The organism is Alicyclobacillus tolerans (assembly GCF_900142255.1).
Taxonomy (GTDB): Bacteria; Bacillota; Bacilli; order Alicyclobacillales; family Alicyclobacillaceae; genus Alicyclobacillus_I; species Alicyclobacillus_I tolerans.
The window spans coordinates 88254-103605 of sequence record NZ_FRAF01000001.1 but is presented as its reverse complement, the minus strand read 5'-3'; the positions used below and the strand labels follow the sequence as shown (position 1 = coordinate 103605).

At 45.1% G+C, this 15352-nt stretch carries 19 protein-coding genes; 17 read left to right on the top strand and 2 right to left on the bottom strand.

Translation table 11 applies throughout. The features are described 5' to 3' along the window. Nucleotides 1-26 precede the first annotated feature (26 nt). The 3 genes from BUA75_RS00575 (at nucleotide 27) to BUA75_RS00565 (ending at nucleotide 2044) form a co-directional block, all read left to right on the top strand. Nucleotides 27-437, top strand: coding sequence for an RrF2 family transcriptional regulator (locus BUA75_RS00575; protein ID WP_072872626.1), 411 nt, complete (start codon nucleotides 27-29; stop codon nucleotides 435-437). A gap of 41 nt (nucleotides 438-478) precedes the next feature. After that, nucleotides 479-1612, top strand: coding sequence for a cysteine desulfurase family protein (locus tag BUA75_RS00570; protein ID WP_072872625.1), 1134 nt, complete (start codon nucleotides 479-481; stop codon nucleotides 1610-1612). Between the two features lie 240 nt (nucleotides 1613-1852). Continuing rightward, complete coding sequence (locus BUA75_RS00565) at nucleotides 1853-2044, top strand: YrzR-like zinc ribbon domain (RefSeq protein WP_072872624.1); 192 nt, start codon at nucleotides 1853-1855, stop codon at nucleotides 2042-2044. A gap of 47 nt (nucleotides 2045-2091) precedes the next feature. Here the strand turns inward: BUA75_RS00565 and crcB are convergent, their stop codons facing one another. Together crcB and BUA75_RS00555 are read right to left on the bottom strand one after the other, a co-directional pair. Beyond that, nucleotides 2092-2472: a fluoride efflux transporter CrcB gene (gene crcB, locus BUA75_RS00560; protein WP_165611911.1), complete on the bottom strand. Its 381-nt coding sequence runs from the start codon at nucleotides 2470-2472 to the stop codon at nucleotides 2092-2094. Beyond that, nucleotides 2469-2858, bottom strand: coding sequence for a fluoride efflux transporter FluC (locus BUA75_RS00555; protein WP_072872622.1), 390 nt, complete (start codon nucleotides 2856-2858; stop codon nucleotides 2469-2471). Before BUA75_RS00555 ends, crcB begins: the two co-directional genes overlap by 4 nt. Before the next feature lie 135 nt (nucleotides 2859-2993). Here BUA75_RS00555 and BUA75_RS00550 point away from each other — a divergent pair, with 135 nt between their 5' ends. From BUA75_RS00550 to BUA75_RS00485, 14 genes are all read left to right on the top strand, one after another. Beyond that, nucleotides 2994-4046, top strand: coding sequence for an AI-2E family transporter (locus BUA75_RS00550; protein WP_238413671.1), 1053 nt, complete (start codon nucleotides 2994-2996; stop codon nucleotides 4044-4046). Between the two features lie 355 nt (nucleotides 4047-4401). Further along, complete coding sequence (gene alaS, locus BUA75_RS00545) at nucleotides 4402-7041, top strand: alanine--tRNA ligase (RefSeq protein ID WP_072872620.1); 2640 nt, start codon at nucleotides 4402-4404, stop codon at nucleotides 7039-7041. Nucleotides 7042-7146: 105 nt separating this feature from the next. Further along, complete coding sequence (locus BUA75_RS00540) at nucleotides 7147-7398, top strand: IreB family regulatory phosphoprotein (protein WP_072872751.1); 252 nt, start codon at nucleotides 7147-7149, stop codon at nucleotides 7396-7398. Continuing rightward, nucleotides 7379-7798 carry a Holliday junction resolvase RuvX gene (gene ruvX / locus BUA75_RS00535; protein WP_072872619.1) on the top strand — a complete coding sequence of 140 codons (420 nt, stop codon included), beginning with the start codon at nucleotides 7379-7381 and terminating at the stop codon, nucleotides 7796-7798. Before BUA75_RS00540 ends, ruvX begins: the two co-directional genes overlap by 20 nt. A gap of 60 nt (nucleotides 7799-7858) precedes the next feature. Then, nucleotides 7859-8959 (top strand): endolytic transglycosylase MltG, encoded by a 1101-nt coding sequence (mltG, locus tag BUA75_RS00530; protein ID WP_083573959.1) that lies wholly within the window; start codon nucleotides 7859-7861, stop codon nucleotides 8957-8959. Between the two features lie 114 nt (nucleotides 8960-9073). Further along, the gene (sigK, locus tag BUA75_RS00525) at nucleotides 9074-9781 is read left to right on the top strand and encodes an RNA polymerase sporulation sigma factor SigK (protein ID WP_072872618.1); all 708 of its coding nucleotides are present in this window, start codon (nucleotides 9074-9076) and stop codon (nucleotides 9779-9781) included. Next, complete coding sequence (locus BUA75_RS00520; RefSeq protein ID WP_083573958.1) at nucleotides 9778-10347, top strand: YqeG family HAD IIIA-type phosphatase; 570 nt, start codon at nucleotides 9778-9780, stop codon at nucleotides 10345-10347. The genes sigK and BUA75_RS00520 overlap by 4 nt, the downstream gene beginning before the upstream one ends. After that, nucleotides 10344-11660, top strand: a complete 1317-nt coding sequence (gene yqeH / locus BUA75_RS00515) for a ribosome biogenesis GTPase YqeH (RefSeq protein WP_072872616.1) — start codon at nucleotides 10344-10346, stop codon at nucleotides 11658-11660. Before BUA75_RS00520 ends, yqeH begins: the two co-directional genes overlap by 4 nt. Then, on the top strand, nucleotides 11633-12538 hold the full coding sequence (aroE, locus tag BUA75_RS00510; protein WP_341350421.1) for a shikimate dehydrogenase: 906 nt from the start codon (nucleotides 11633-11635) through the stop codon (nucleotides 12536-12538). Before yqeH ends, aroE begins: the two co-directional genes overlap by 28 nt. A 49-nt stretch (nucleotides 12539-12587) precedes the next feature. Beyond that, entirely contained in the window at nucleotides 12588-12881 is a 294-nt protein-coding gene (yhbY, locus tag BUA75_RS00505) for a ribosome assembly RNA-binding protein YhbY (protein ID WP_072872614.1), read from the top strand. After that, entirely contained in the window at nucleotides 12881-13474 is a 594-nt protein-coding gene (gene nadD / locus BUA75_RS00500) for a nicotinate (nicotinamide) nucleotide adenylyltransferase (RefSeq protein ID WP_072872613.1), read from the top strand. The genes yhbY and nadD overlap by 1 nt, the downstream gene beginning before the upstream one ends. A 64-nt stretch (nucleotides 13475-13538) precedes the next feature. Beyond that, complete coding sequence (gene yqeK, locus BUA75_RS00495) at nucleotides 13539-14153, top strand: bis(5'-nucleosyl)-tetraphosphatase (symmetrical) YqeK (protein ID WP_072872612.1); 615 nt, start codon at nucleotides 13539-13541, stop codon at nucleotides 14151-14153. Nucleotides 14154-14185: 32 nt separating this feature from the next. Beyond that, on the top strand, nucleotides 14186-14539 hold the full coding sequence (gene rsfS, locus BUA75_RS00490) for a ribosome silencing factor (protein ID WP_072872749.1): 354 nt from the start codon (nucleotides 14186-14188) through the stop codon (nucleotides 14537-14539). A 5-nt stretch (nucleotides 14540-14544) separates the two neighbouring features. Further along, nucleotides 14545-15315 (top strand): class I SAM-dependent DNA methyltransferase, encoded by a 771-nt coding sequence (locus BUA75_RS00485; protein WP_072872611.1) that lies wholly within the window; start codon nucleotides 14545-14547, stop codon nucleotides 15313-15315. Nucleotides 15316-15352 lie beyond the last annotated feature (37 nt).

The following is a 15352-nucleotide window of genomic DNA, read 5'->3' as shown; positions in this document are numbered from 1 at the left end:
CAGAGAATAGCGAGGCGAATCAAAAAGTGAAGATTTCTACCAAGGGTCGCTACGGGCTTATGTTGATGGTTGATTTGGCCGTTCATGATGATGGTCAACCTGTTTCCTTAAAATCAGTAGCCGAGCGACAAGGGCTGTCCGAACACTATTTAGAGCAACTGATTTCACCGCTGCGCAATGCTGGCTTTGTCCGTAGTGTGCGTGGCGCTTATGGTGGCTATCAATTGACCAAAGCCGCTAGCGATATTTCTGTTCTGGATTTATTTTCTCTATTGGAAGGACCTTTACAGTTTGCGGAAAAAGACATTGAGGATGGGCTGGGGCAGCTTTGGACGCGAATGGAACAAGCGTTGCAATCAGTTCTCGGCTCTCTTTCTTTGGCCGATCTCGTTTCTTTCCGGCAATCGGACGAGCACGGTTACATGTTTTATATATAAAAGCTCATTGATAGTGATATCTTATGGAGTGAGACGGAAATATGATTTATTTGGACAATGCAGCCTCTACCCCTATGCATCCTCATGTTATAGCCGCTATGCAATCAGCTATGGATTCACTGGCTGGTAATCCTTCGAGTGTTCATCAAATGGGACGCCAAGTGAAAATGCGCCTGACAGAAGCGAGAGAGCGGTTGGCCGATTGGCTTCATTGTCAGTCTACGGAAATCGTATTTACAAGCGGAGGAACGGAAGCCAATCATATGGCATTATTCAGCGCTTTTCTAGCTGGACGGAAAAGAACGGATCGACCTCATTTTCTAACGACAGCTATAGAACACCATGCGGTACTGGAAAGTTTGGAACTGATACAAGAGTTGGGGGCGGATATAACACTTTTGCCGGCCAGTTTGGGTGGTAGAATATCTGTGGATGCGCTTTTAGATGCCATACGCCCACAAACAGTTTGTGTCAGTTTAATGATGGTGAACAATGAATTAGGCAGCCGCTTGCCGGTAGAAGAAGCGGTTCAGAGAATCAAGTCGATTCGACCAGATATTCATTTGCATACAGACGCTGTCCAAGCGTTGCCCAATTTGCGTCTATCCCTATCTTCTCTTGGAGTAGATAGCGCTGCTTTCTCAGCACATAAGATTCACGGTCCCAAAGGAATTGGGGCGCTCTATATTCGCAAGGGACAACCCTTTTTTAGCAGTTTGCGCGGTGGGCAGCAAGAACGTAAGAGACGTGCGGGGACGGAAAATATTCTTGGGATTATTGGTTTTGCGGAGGCGGTGAAGATGCTTCGCGAAGAATGGGAGATTCGCCAGGAGAAATTATACCGTTTAAACCGACTCATGCGTTCTGTATTCCAACAAATTCCTGATTGTGAAGTTCTCAGTCCGGACGATGCTGTGCCTAGTATTTTATCTACAGCGTTCTCTGGTACAAGCAGTTCGACGATGCTCATGCAACTGGATTTGGCCGGTTTTGCAGCCTCCGCAGGATCAGCTTGTACAGCGGGAGTTATAGCGCAAAGTCATGTTTTATCTGCCTGCGGATACCCCGAGAACATTAGAAAAAGCGCCATCCGATGGAGTTTGTCTGTCATGAACACGGAATCTGAAATCGAAAAATTAAAAGATTGGTTGCAAGGACACTTTAAATCAAGTTGATTTTTCTATGAGTGCAAAATTTGCATTGCTTCCTGTGGCCAAGAAGTGTATGATAGTCATCGGGTTATCAATCGTTACTTTATATATATTTCGTGTATAGCAATTTTCATGGTTTGTATGTCTTTTTTAAAATTTCTGATTTTATTCTGTTTGCCTTGCGGATTTCTTGGTTATCTTGAGAAGTACATAAGGTAAAACGGGTTGGTAAATTTGACAGTTTCTGAAAAGGGGACCTGTTGGATGAGATGTCCACACTGTCATTGTAGAGATATTGGGAAAATTGGAGCTAGCCAATTTTATTGTTGGAATTGTTTTAAAGAGTTTAATGTATCCGGTGAAGAAGTCAAAGTATATGATGTCGCGGAGGATGGTTCGCTCGTCTCTGTTGAAGAAGCACTTGCGGAAGAGCTAGAGTATGGAACAGGCGCCTGAAAGGCGCCTGTTTGATTCAGATGGAATGGAAACATGCTGTTTCCGAATTACCTGCCGGATAGACCAATTCCGTACAAACCGAGTGCCGCTGCGGCTAGTCCAAAGAGCAATGAGCTGAAAACGTACAGGGTTGCTGCTCCATAACGCTCTTCACGGAGCATTGCGAGTGTTTCGTATGTAAACGTGGAAAATGTAGTATATGCCCCACACATGCCTACTCCTAGTATGAGCATAGGAATATCGCCAGCTTGTGGGAAATAGGCGTTTAACGACGAAGTAAACCAACCGAGCAAAAATGAGCCGCTCACATTGATGAAAAGTGTAGGATAAGGGAAGGTCAGGGTCCATCTCTCATTCATAACTGTAGCAATCCAGTAACGAAGCAATGCCCCTATGATGCCTCCAAAGCCCACATATAAAGCGTTCAAGCGTTTGTTCTTCCTTTCTTCTGTTGCCATTCTGCTAAAGCAAAACCTGCAAAAGCAAGTGCTGTACCGAGCAAGATAGAGAGCGCCACATAGAGCACCGATTCAAGCCATAAATCAGCAGTCCAAAGCGACCAAAAATTAATACAAAAAGTGGAGAATGTTGTAAAAGCTCCTACGATGCCTGTCCCTACACCCAGTCGGATTGACGCAGGGAAATGAACCTTACCGCTTGTCCATGTATAAAACCAAGCAAGAAAAAAACTGCCAACCAAATTAATAATTAAAACGTCTGCTGGGAAACCGTGTATGGTGCCCATCCATTCAGAGATTCCATAGCGCAGAATAGCGCCAATAAATCCACCTGCAGCAACTGCTAGAAAATTCAATTCTATTCACCCGCCCAGCTTGTCCCAATAGCTTACTCAGTTAGTATAGTGCAGAGCTTTCTTACGTACAAATAGTGCAGGACAAGGTTGCATATACTGAAAAGTAGCTTCGTCTGTATGGGAAGGAGTATGCAGTTGAAAATTCGCCTGTCCCGATATACGCAAGGAGCATTAGCGGTATTGCTCACTCTGCTTTGTCTGTATCTATTAGGCCAATTACGTGGGTTTTTTAACGATATTTGGCTGGTTTTGCGAGCTGTTCTGTTTCCATTTCTGGCAGCATTGATTATTACTTATATTTTGCAACCTGTTGTGGGACTTTTAACAAGACGCAGGGTTCCCAAAAGTATGGCCATTTTAATTATTTATTTGTTCGCGACTATGCTGATTGTAGTGGCATTGTTACATGCGGTACCAGCCGTAACTCGTCAAGCCAATCAATTAATGAACAATTTGCCCAGTATGATGAACAATGCGAATAGCTGGATTGATGAGATTATGCGGAGAAAGCAGTATTTACCGGATGCTTTGCGAGTAGGTATGGAAAATGCGTTAAATCAGGTGGAATCACGTGTGGCAAGCTGGTTCAGCAGTCTCTTTACGGTAGTGAGCGGCGTGGTCAGTACGGTATTTTCGCTCTTTCTTGTGCCGTTTCTCGTTTTTTATATGCTTAAAGACGGGCGGGGTATGGGGCGAGCCATTGTGAATCTTTGGCCGAAGGAAAAACGTGAGGAAGTACGTGAGCTGCTTGTTCGTGTGGATGAAACGCTGGGTCGCTACATACGCGGTCAGTTACTGGTTATGCTTGCAGTAGGGATTCTCACTTATATAGGCTATCTGATTGTGGGTATGCCCTATGCACTGATGTTGGCACTGTTTTTGGCCATTGCCGATATGATACCGTATATTGGTCCGTTTATTGGTGCTGCACCGACGATTTTGCTTGCTCTGCCGCTTGGCTGGCCCATGGTGCTCAAAGTGTTGCTTGTCAATGTCATTGTTCAGCAATGTGAAGGCAATTTTTTGTCCCCGCAAATCATGGGCAGAACGCTTTCCTTGCATCCCATGTCGATTGTGGCTGCTTTGCTTCTTGGCGGCGAACTCGGTGGTGTGTTAGGGCTGATCGCGGCTGTACCGTTGCTTGCGGTAGGAAAAGTCATTTGGATGCAACTGCGGCCCCAACATTGACAGTACTCCCCAAAGTTCGTTACAATTTCGCCAATCTGATTTATCTGTGTGTCCTACTGGGGCAACCGCTAGATCCAATGATGATAAATGGTGAGCGATGCGGAAGAATCGATGGAAGCTTTGAGATTTGGTTCAGAGAGGACGTCCTTTTGGCTGTAAGTCGTCCCCAAATCGCTTCATCGTGCCACTTCCAAGCGCGTTAAAACGCCGGGTGCGCCCGTTATTGCGCGTATGAGTGACAGTGGAGCAGACAATATTTTGTTCACTGTAAGCAGGGTGGTACCGCGAGCGCCTCTCGTCCCTGACGGGTAAGGGCGCTTTGTCTATTTTATTGAAGGGTTAAAGGAGTGTTTGTATGAAGCCGTTGAGTGGGCAAACCATTCGCCAAATGTACAAGCAGTTTTTTGCGGAGCGCGGCCATCAGGTGATGCCAAGCGCCAGTTTAGTGCCTTATGATGACCCAACACTGCTTTGGATTAACGCAGGTATGGCTCCTCTCAAACCCTACTTCGATGGAAGAGAGATACCAGAAAATCCACGTATTGTTTCATCACAAAAGTGCATTCGAACCAACGACATTGAAGAAGTCGGAAAAACAGCACGTCATCAAACTTTTTTTGAAATGCTCGGAAATTTTTCCTTTGGCGACTATTTCAAAACGGAAGCCATCACATGGGCCTGGGAATTTCTAACTCAACATTTAGATCTCGATCCTCAATTATTATCAGTCACTATTCATGTCGAAGATGAAGAAGCTTTTTCAGTCTGGCATGAAACTGTAGGACTGCCCACGGAACGAATTTATCGTGGCGAGGAGGATAACTTCTGGGAAATCGGCGAAGGACCATGTGGACCTTGTTCAGAAATTTTTTACGATCGCGGTGAAGAATTTGGCTGTGGCTCTCCCGATTGTAAACCTGGATGTGATTGTGATCGCTTTCTTGAAATTTGGAATCTTGTTTTTACACAGTACAACAAGGAATCAGACGGCAGCTATACGCCGCTTCCGAAAAAAAATATAGATACAGGCAGCGGTCTGGAGCGCTTAGCATCTGTATTGCAGCAAGTTCCCAATAATTTTGAAACGGATTTATTTAAACCGCTTCTCGACGCTACGAGTAAAATCGCCAATCGTGTTTACGGATCTGATAATGCTGCAGATGTGCATTTTAAAATTATTGCCGATCATGTACGTACCGTTTCCTTTGCTATAGCTGATGGCGTACTGCCAGGTAATGAAGGCCGTTCGTACATCATCCGCAGGCTATTGCGTCGAGCGGTGCGTAGTGGCCGCAGACTTGGGGTTGAACGTCCTTTTCTTTACCAATTGGCCAACGTTGTAGCTGACATTATGGGCGAGGACTATCCTGAAGTGCGTGATAAGCTCGACTTCATCATACGTGTGATTCGCACTGAAGAAGAGCGGTTTCTTGAAACACTCAGTGAAGGAGAAGCATTACTGGCAGATAAAGTGAAACAACTGGAAACATCTGGACAGACAGAACTGCCAGGAGAAGATGCTTTCATGCTCTACGATACGTTTGGATTTCCAATTGATTTGACGATAGAAATTGCAGCTGAACGAGGCATAACGGTCAACCGTGCAGCGTTTGAAGCTCTGCTAGAGGAACAGCGCGAGCGTGCACGTAACGCACGTCAGCAAACAGAGGGTATGCAGAGCGAACGAACCGAGATCGAACAAATTACTGAAGCGTCTCAATTTGTAGGTTACCATACTCTGCGAGCGGAAGGTTCAGTTTTTGCTTTGCTTGCCAATGGCAGGCGTGTTGAACGGTTGGAAGCTGGGATGGAAGGATTGCTCTTTCTCAGCGTAACACCTTTTTATGCTGAAAGCGGCGGCCAGGTGGCAGATGAAGGCACCATTACCACAACTACAGGTGCAGCACAAGTTGTAGCGGTAGCTAAAGCTCCGCATGGGCAGCATGTGCATACTGTTCGGGTGTTGACTGGCAGTTTGCAGATAGGTCAGTTGGCAATTGCCCAGGTCGATGAAGAGAGACGGCGCGAAACCGTCAAAAACCATACAGCTACGCATCTTCTGCACAAGGCTCTACGCCGCGTGCTGGGAACGCATGTCGCGCAGGCAGGTTCCCTAGTAGCTCCCGATCGATTGCGCTTTGATTTTTCTCATTTCGGGGCTATGACAGCTGAAGAAATAGAGATGGTTCAAGATTTGGTCAACCGCGATATTCAAGCGGATGGTATGGTTCATATTGAGGAAATGGATATTGAAGCAGCTAAAGCCAAGGGAGCTATGGCTCTGTTTGGTGAAAAATACGGTCAGCGTGTAAGGGTTGTCAGTGCGCTGGACAGTATTGAACTGTGCGGTGGTTGCCATGTGGCAAGGACAGGACTTATTGGTCAATTTATCATTCTGAGTGAATCAGGTATTGGTTCAGGAGTACGCCGCATCGAGGCAGTCACTGGAAAGGCTGCTTATGAAGAGTTTAAACGTCAATCCAATCAATTGGATTATATTGCAAGTCTGTTAAAAGCAGGACGTCATGAATTGGTCGATCGCGTTTCGCGCATGCTCGAAGAGAAACGCAAGGATGAACGTGAACTGGAGTCGCTTCGAGCAAAATTGAGTCAAAATCAGGCGCAAGATTTATTGGCTGTGGTGAAACAGGTCGCTGGCCTACCTCTGTTAGCTGCGGCTGTGGAAAATAGCGATGGTGAAGCGTTGCGTCAAATGGTGGATTCTCTTAAAGAAAAAATGGATTCCTATGTGATTGTATTAGCTTCGGCACAAGGCGCTGATAAAGTGCATTGGGTTGCAGCGGTGTCTAAGGATTTGCAAACTCAGGGAGTGCATGCTGGTAAGCTTGTCAAGTCGGTAGCTCAAATTACAGAAGGCTCTGGTGGAGGGCGTCCTGATTTTGCCCAGGCTGGCGGCAAGAACGCGAGCAAGATAAGTACCGCATTGTCTAAAGTATCATCAATCCTTGAGGAGATGAAGGGAATTCGCGCTTAACAGTCGAATTGCTTAGACAAATCCTGCTGCTGATCAGTACGAGGGGGCTGGTCGGGCTAAAGAGTAGTGAGGTGTTGGTAGGTGGACGGGCAATTGGATGAAACCATGCGATTCCCCACCAAACGGGTGAACGCTGAGGCGCGTTCGGCGTTTCAGTTGGCATATCGAGCGTTGATTGAAAAAGGGTATAATCCAATATATCAAATATCTGGTTATTTAATTTCGGGAGATCCTGCGTATATCACCAGCCATCTTGGCGCTCGCAACGCTATTCGACGCATGGAGCGAGATGACTTGATTGAAGAATTGGTGCGCGCGTATGCGGAGATGGTTCAAGATGAGAGCACTCGGGATTGATTATGGTACAGAACGGATTGGACTTTCGCTCTCTGATCCAAGCGGTTTGATTGCCCAAGCTCATAGTGTATTGCAAAAACTTACTGACAAGGAAGCTATCTCCACCATTGTCCAGCTTGTCCATACTGAGCAGGTCGAGACGGCTGTGCTCGGCCTGCCTAGAAATATGAATGGCAGCGAAGGTGAATGGACCAAGAAGGTGCGCCAGTTTGGCCACCTTTTAGAACAGAATCTGTCAATCCCGCTCGTCTATATCGATGAGCGGTTAACCACTGTAGCGGCTGAAAGGACCTTGTTGGAAGCCAACATCAGCCGTAAACGCCGTCGCCAGGTGGTAGACGCTTTGGCAGCCACCCTTTTGCTGCAACAATATCTAGATTTTCGGTCAAGAAACGTTTAGTACGTTTTGTAGAAGGTTTTGCAACCTTCCAGAACTGACCTCTGGTAAGGAGAGTATGTAGTGAAAAAGAATCTGTCGTCCCGACTGCAACTGGCGGATATGAAGAAAAACCGACGACGTGCGGGGATGATTTTCTTGTTGCTTTTCGTCTTATTGCTGGCAGGCTATATTTGGATGCGAGAACAATTAGCCCCCGTCACGGTGACAAGCTCGCAGAAAAGAGTTTTTTTTCAGGTGAAACAGGGTGAGAGCCTGTCTCAAGTTGCCTTGCAACTTGAAAAATTGCATTTGATTCGCAATGCTTCCGCCTTGCTTTGGTATGTACGGCTATTTCAGCGAGATATGAATATTCAAGCAGGACAATATGCACTGGCTCCTTCTATGGGGAGTTTGCGCATTTTGACCCTATTGGAACAAGGCCAAATTACATTGCAGGTAGTCAAAGTTACTTTTCCAGAAGGGTTTACGGCTCGCCAGATGGCTGAACGACTCCAGGAAGATGGGATATGTTCGGCAAAAGCATTCATGCAGGCAGCCAATTCAAGTCAATATTCCGAATGGTTTGTGCGCTATATACCGAATAACCCGGAAGTTCATACACACTTAGAAGGATATCTGTATCCGAATACTTATGATTTTTATAAAGGTGAGCCGGCGCATCAAATTGTCAATGAATTGCTGCAGGAGTTTGGACGCGTGGTTACACCTGCCATGTATCAAGAAATCATTAAAGAAGGACAGACGTTGCCAGCGATTATTACAGAAGCATCATTAATTGAGAAAGAAGCCTATTTGGAATCGGATAAGCCTTTAATAGCCAGCGTGATCGACAACCGACTCAAACGAGGCATGCCTCTGCAAATTGACGCTACACTGGAATATGTTCTTGGTTATCGACAGCAGCTTACGGTAACTGATGAAAATGCACCTAGTCCTTACAATACTTATCTTCATAAAGGGTTACCACCTGGTCCCATTGCCAATCCAGGTATTGAATCCATTGAGGCTGCCATACATCCGGCGCATACCAATTATTATTATTATGTCGCAAAATTTAATGGTACAGGTGGTTCTTATTTTGCTAGCACATATGCTCAGCAATTAGCTAACGAGAAAAAAAGTCAAGAAAATTATCAGAAGTATATGGAGCATCATCAGTAGTCTACAAGGATTCATTGCATGAAAAGCTTGACGCTAGTTAGGACAATGCCAGCAGGCAGGTTTATTGTCCATTTCGCATAAGCTTGCACTGTGAGCGAATGCGGAGGTGACCATATGCCGGGAGTCATTGCTTTGCTGGCATTTCTTTTAAAAGATGTCTCACTGTTTGTTTCTCATGTCAAGAATCATACATTTCCCCAGCCCCTTTCTGCAGAGCAAGAGGCAGAGTTCATTAGGCGTATGGAAAATGGTGACGGAGAAGCAAGGAATCTGTTAATTGAACACAATTTGCGTTTGGTTGCCCATGTCGCAAAAAAATTTACAACGCGCCAAGAAGACGCGGATGATTTTATTTCCATAGGCACAATTGGTTTGATTAAAGCAGTGGAAAGTTACCATTCGGGTAAAGGAACCAAACTAGCCACGTATGCTGCTCGATGTATTGAAAATGAGATTCTTATGCATTTACGTTCTGTCAAACGGCATAGAAAGGATGCTTATCTCTCGGATCCAATCGGAACAGACAAAGATGGTAATGAATTGACCATTGCAGATTTGCTTGGCTCAGATCCAGATGCAGTGGTCGACCACGTTGATCTCACTTGGGAGAAACAAAAAATGTTCGAATTAATGCCAACCTTGCCCGAGCGTGAACGTGAAGTGCTTTGCAAGCGCTATGGTTTGCCGTATGGAGAAGAGAGGACTCAGAGAGAGATTGCACAAGAATTAGGAATCTCCCGTTCGTACGTGTCTCGAATTGAACATCGAGCTTTGACCAAATTGCATGAACGGATGCGGGGGAGCAAGACGAGGATCGAATAAACTCTGTTCTCATAAAGGAGGTTTTTCTCCTGTTAGAAAGTTTCAAGCCGGACGAATGGATTTCGTCCGTCTATGAATTAAATTTGGACAAACTACGAAAAAATGGGCGTCGACTATTATTGTTTGATCTCGATAACACGCTTGTGCCTTGGAATCATCCTGATCTTCCAGAACCATTGATGCAGTGGCTTGAGTTAGCACGGAAACATGGTTTTGAGATTTGTATTCTCTCAAATAATAGCGGACCCAGGGTGAGGGAATTTGCAAAACGGGCTGGTGTGGCTTACATTGCAGATGCGGGAAAGCCGCAGACTGCTGCCTACTATGAAGCTATGAACAAGTTTTCCGCTTCGCCTGAGGAGACTGTGATGGTTGGCGATCAGTTGCTGACGGATATACATGGTGGTAGAAAAGCTGGCGTCTATACCGTTCTCGTGTTGCCTATAGCTAAAAGTGAGTGGTGGGGAACACGGATCAATCGTCAAGTAGAAAAACTGATTCTCTACATGCTACACCGAAAATTTCGATTTTCATCACCTGTACAAAAAAAGGAGTTTCATGAATGAAAATATGCAGTGGCTGTGGGGCAGAATTGCAAATTCAGGATGAAAATGCGCCCGGTTACGTTACTTCATCTGCCTTTACGCGTGAGAATCCACTTTGTCGACGCTGTTTTCGCCTTCGGCATTACGGTGAATTTATTCGTGTTCAGTTGGGGGCAGACGATTATCGACAAGAAGTTTCGCGTATTCGGGAAGTTCCTGGACGAGTTTTGTATGTGTTGGATGTATTCGATCTGTCGGGTTCTATGATACCTGGTGCTGCAGATATTTTACGTTCATGCGAGGTTGATCTCGTTGTGAATAAAATCGATCTTTTGCCTCGTGAAGTAGTACCTGCACGTTTAGAGCACTGGATTCGCAGAGAAGTTGAAAAAACGGGAGTACAAGTGAACGGCGTCTTTTTTGTTTCAGCAGAAACTGGCAAAGGAATGAAAGAGATAAAAGAACATTTGGCACGAGTCCCAGAATCTATTATTTATGCTTTAGGGACAGCCAATGTAGGCAAATCAACTTTGCTCAATCGACTGATTCGAAATTCAAGAGAAGAATCCGTATTTACTACATCACGTGTACCAGGAACTACTTTGCGAATGGTAGGCCAAAAAGTTGAGATCGAAGGAAATACAAAACAAATTATGGATACGCCAGGACTTTTGCAAGGAACAAGAATCAGCGAATGGCTGTGTCCGAAATGTTTGAAGATTGCTGTGCCGCGTGCGCAACTGCGGCCCAGAATTTATCAATTAAGGCCAGCTCAGACGATTTTTCTTGGTGGGTTAGTACGATTTGATTTTGTATCGGGTGCGCCGCAGTCCGTGGTGTTTTATGTCAGTAATGAGTTGCCCGTTCATCGTACCAAGTTGGAAAGAGCCCCAGAGATTCAAGAACATCGGCATCAGGAAATTTTGAAAATTCCTTGTCGGGATTGTCAGGAGAATTATCCTTCGCTTCTCCCCCACAAGTTGGCTACACGTCGTATAGTTTCTGCGCTTTCATCCAATGTTCAAGTTTTGGATGTGCATGGAGTTGATTTGGTGTTGCCTGGGCTGGGATGGATTACTCTTTTTGGATCCCGCTTTGAAGGTACTCTCTGGTTGCCGGAAGGTGTGCCGCTCACGATTCGTCGCCGTTTCATTGGTGATATTAGCCGATTGCCCATTGAGAGGCGGAGCCAGCTTTCTCTACATCGTCAAAAAACCTTTACGTCGGCAACAGAAACTACTTTTCGCTCAGAAAGGATTCAAACACAAAGAAGAGATACGAGGAACAAGGCAGAGATTCGAAACAGATCGTTGAAACGAGGGAGAGACCACTGAACAAAAATCAAGAATATGCTTCAGCAGCTCGACTATTTGGCCTCATCGGTTATCCAGTAGCACACTCTGTTTCTCCACAAATGATGTCAGCTGCTTTTACCGCTATGAGTATAAAGGCGTATTATGTTCCGTATCCAGTTCATCCGGAGCGACTTGAAGATGCACTAAAAGGTTTGGCGGCTGCAGGATGCTTGGGACTCAATGTTACCATTCCGCATAAAGAAAGTGTTTTTGCCAGGGTTTCTGAAAGAACTGAAATTGCTCAAAAAGCTGGAGCAGTCAATACACTTCTTTGGGATGGTATGCAATGGATAGGTCATAACACGGATGTCGACGGTTGGTGGTCTTCGGTAAAGTCTGATTTTTCTATACAGGAAACGAAACGTGTGCTTTTACTTGGAGCAGGCGGTGCTGCGCGTGCGATTGTAACAGCTTTAGCGAAATATGCACCTGGAACGCGTGTGCAAATTACTTCTCCTTCTGGAAAAGCTGTAAACTGGATACACCCATTTTCTCGTCATTTAGAAGTAAACTTCGTTTCGTGGGCCAATCGCCATCAAGATTTAGACAGTTACGAATGGATTATTAATGCTACGCCTGTTGGGATGTGGCCCAATATAGATGAAAGCCCACTCGAACAGATAGATGGACTTCATGCTGGACAAATCGTGCAAGATATTGTCTATCGTCCGTTGCAAACGAAGTTTTTGCTGGACGCCAAGAAGCAAGGAGCCAAAGTTCTTGATGGCGTAACTATGTTGGCTGGTCAAGGGGCGGAGTCTTTGCAGTTTTGGCTGAGTGCTCCTGCACCATTATTGGAAATGGAAACAGCAGCGCGGCAAGCACTTTTATCAGACAATAGTCGTTCATCTAAATGATGATTTTTTGCGTATGTTATACTGAAGCGGAAAGAGGAGAGTCTTGTCAATGCTTGAAAAAAATCAGATAAAGTTTTTAAGAACGCTTGCGCAATCCTACAAACCAGTGGTTCAAGTAGGGAAAGGTGGAATTACCACAGGTGTGCTAGAACAAGTGGAAATGGCTTTGGAGGCACACGAATTGGTTAAAGTCACGTTGTTAGAAACAAGTCCTATTGAGCGGAACGAGGCGGCAGATGCTATAGCGGAAGCGACCGGATCGGAAAAAGTGCAAGTCATTGGCAGAACGTTTGTCTTGTATCGGAAATCTGACAAAGAACGTATTCTGTTGCCAAAGAACTAATGTCAAAGCGGATTGTTTTATTTGGTGGTACATTTGATCCGCCCCACATTGGACATCTGCTGATGGCTACGCTTGCCGCCGAGCAGACAGAGGCAGACGTTTGGTTTATGCCCGCTCCAGTTCCTCCGCATAAACAGGGGCAGGTTATGGCGTCTTTGGCGGATCGAAAAGATATGATTCGTCAATTGATTTCTCGATCGACAGGCTTATCTATCTGTGATATAGAGGAGTCATTGCGCGCTCCTTCTTATACAGTGGATACTTTACGCGTTCTGAGAGACAAGTATCCTGCGTATTCGTTCAGCTTTTTGATGGGAGCCGATAGTCTGGAGAATATACAGACTTGGAAAGAATGGGAAACCGTTTTGGCGATGACAGACTTTCTGGTGGCTGCTCGGGAAGGACATGATTTAACGCCTGTTTTTTCTGAATTAAGACGAGCTAGCTCTCATTTTCAATATTCGTTGCTGCGAATGCCTTTGGTGGATGTTTCTTCCACGTGGATTAGACAGCGTGTAATTGAAAAACTGCCGCTTTGTGGTTTGGTACCCTTCGCACTTGAAGAAAAGCTAAGAGAAATATATGTAAAATGATAAATTGGGATTTTATCTTTTGATGTGTTTACGCAAAGAGGCAAGAAGAAATGAGGGACGAAATATGACAGAGTTGGCGTTGCAACTCCAGCGCGCAGCACGGAAAGCGTTGAGCGATAGGCGCTTTCGTCATGTGCAAGGTGTGGTGGAGACGGCTGTCACTCTGGCAAGGCACTATCATTTGCCTGAAGAGAAGGCAGAATTAGCGGGTTGGCTGCATGATTTGGCAAGAGAATGGCCAGCTGAGAGACTTGCCCAAGAAGCAGAACAAATTGAAGTACCAAGTGGATTTGCAACAATTCCCATGTTGTTGCACGGACCTGTGGCTGCACATATGGGAAGGGTAGAATATGGAATTTTGGATGAAGATGTTTTGAATGCTGTCATCTATCATACGAGTGGTCGCATGGCGATGAGTGAATTGGAGAAAATTTTATTCATTGCCGATGCCGTCGAACCTGGTCGTTCTTATCCGGGAGTAGATTCTATTCGACAGTTAGCTTTTTCCGATCTCGATAGCGCTGTTCTGCGCTGCTTGGAGAGTTCCATTTTATATCTCTTGGAGCGTGGGGAACCTATTTTTCCTCTAACTGTCATGGCACGCAATGAGTATCTCATGTACACAAATAGTAAACCAAAAACTACAGCCGCAATGCCAAAACAGGGTGCTGTGGAGTGAAAATGAATGAAGGGAGATCATCCATGACCCATATGATGTTGTCCGAATTGGCTATGCAAGCTGCTCAAGCTGCGTCTGATAAAAAAGCGAAAGATGTTCTAATTCTTGATATTCACGAATTAACTCCTATGGCAGATTATTTTGTTATCTGTTCGGCCAATTCGGGAACGCAAATTCAAGCGGTCTCTAAAGCAATCAAAGATAAAATGGGTGAAAACGGTGTTTATTGTAAGGGTATGGAAGGGCTCGAAGATGCACGCTGGGTTTTAATGGATTTTGGGGATATTGTAGTTCATATCTTTCGTCCAGAAGATCGCGAGTTTTACCACTTGGAAAGATTGTGGGGCGATGCACCTGTTCTGAGCCTGGAAACAGAAGCGGAGTGATCGTCTTGGACGACAAAAGATTTTCTGTAGATTCCAGTCCATACACAGGGCTAGCTAATGTGTATGATGAGTTAACCGAAGATGATTTACCTGACAAATGGATAGGCTTTTTGGCACAGCAGCAACTTCTGCCAAATCCACCTGTCAGTTTGGGTGACTTAGGATGTGGTACGGGTGTTCTGGCTGTGCGGTTAGCTCAGCGAGGTTACCATGTAGTGGGTGTCGATAACTCATCTTCGATGCTTACATTCGCTCACCAACGAGCTATGGAAGAAAAAGTAAAAGTGCGGTGGTTGAATCAGGATATGCGTTATTTGCGTTGGCCACAAGGCCTTCCTGCCCCTGCTGGATTTCTGTGCACGCGCGATGCGTTGAATTATATGCCTAGTTGTGAAGATTTGCTTAAGCTATGTCATTGTGTGTATGGTTTGCTGGATAAGAATGGATGGTTTGCCTTTGATGTCCTTGGACCGATGCGTATCCAACAGTTGCAATCAGGAGCATGGCATGTGGTTGATGATGAAATGGCCATTATTCATGCTACAGAAGTGGATGTAACTGGGAAAATATATCATGATGTTACAGGATTTCAAAGACTTCAAGGCAATAACTATCAGCGTTTTGATGAGCATCACATACAAATGTTTTATCCACAAAACGATATTGAAGGACTTCTTAAAGAAGCTGGATTCGCCAAAATTCTTGCTTTTGGAGATTTTGGTGAGTCTGAAATATCATTATCTGATCGTATGACGTTTGTTGCGATTAAAAAATAAGCGGATTATTTACAAAATTAATACCAATTCATACAAA

What these genes read in the sequence shown, in the direction of transcription:
- yqeK (WP_072872612.1), top strand. Translation starts at nt 13,539, where the DNA reads ATGACAGAGTTGGCGTTGCAACTCCAGCGCGCAGCACGGAAAGCGTTG.
- yhbY (WP_072872614.1), top strand. Translation starts at nt 12,588, where the DNA reads ATGCTTGAAAAAAATCAGATAAAGTTTTTAAGAACGCTTGCGCAATCC.
- alaS (WP_072872620.1), top strand. Translation starts at nt 4,402, where the DNA reads ATGAAGCCGTTGAGTGGGCAAACCATTCGCCAAATGTACAAGCAGTTT.
- BUA75_RS00565 (WP_072872624.1), top strand. Translation starts at nt 1,853, where the DNA reads ATGAGATGTCCACACTGTCATTGTAGAGATATTGGGAAAATTGGAGCT.
- yqeH (WP_072872616.1), top strand. Translation starts at nt 10,344, where the DNA reads ATGAAAATATGCAGTGGCTGTGGGGCAGAATTGCAAATTCAGGATGAA.
- nadD (WP_072872613.1), top strand. Translation starts at nt 12,881, where the DNA reads ATGTCAAAGCGGATTGTTTTATTTGGTGGTACATTTGATCCGCCCCAC.
- ruvX (WP_072872619.1), top strand. Translation starts at nt 7,379, where the DNA reads ATGAGAGCACTCGGGATTGATTATGGTACAGAACGGATTGGACTTTCG.
- rsfS (WP_072872749.1), top strand. Translation starts at nt 14,186, where the DNA reads ATGATGTTGTCCGAATTGGCTATGCAAGCTGCTCAAGCTGCGTCTGAT.
- BUA75_RS00570 (WP_072872625.1), top strand. Translation starts at nt 479, where the DNA reads ATGATTTATTTGGACAATGCAGCCTCTACCCCTATGCATCCTCATGTT.
- sigK (WP_072872618.1), top strand. Translation starts at nt 9,074, where the DNA reads ATGCCGGGAGTCATTGCTTTGCTGGCATTTCTTTTAAAAGATGTCTCA.
- BUA75_RS00540 (WP_072872751.1), top strand. Translation starts at nt 7,147, where the DNA reads ATGCGATTCCCCACCAAACGGGTGAACGCTGAGGCGCGTTCGGCGTTT.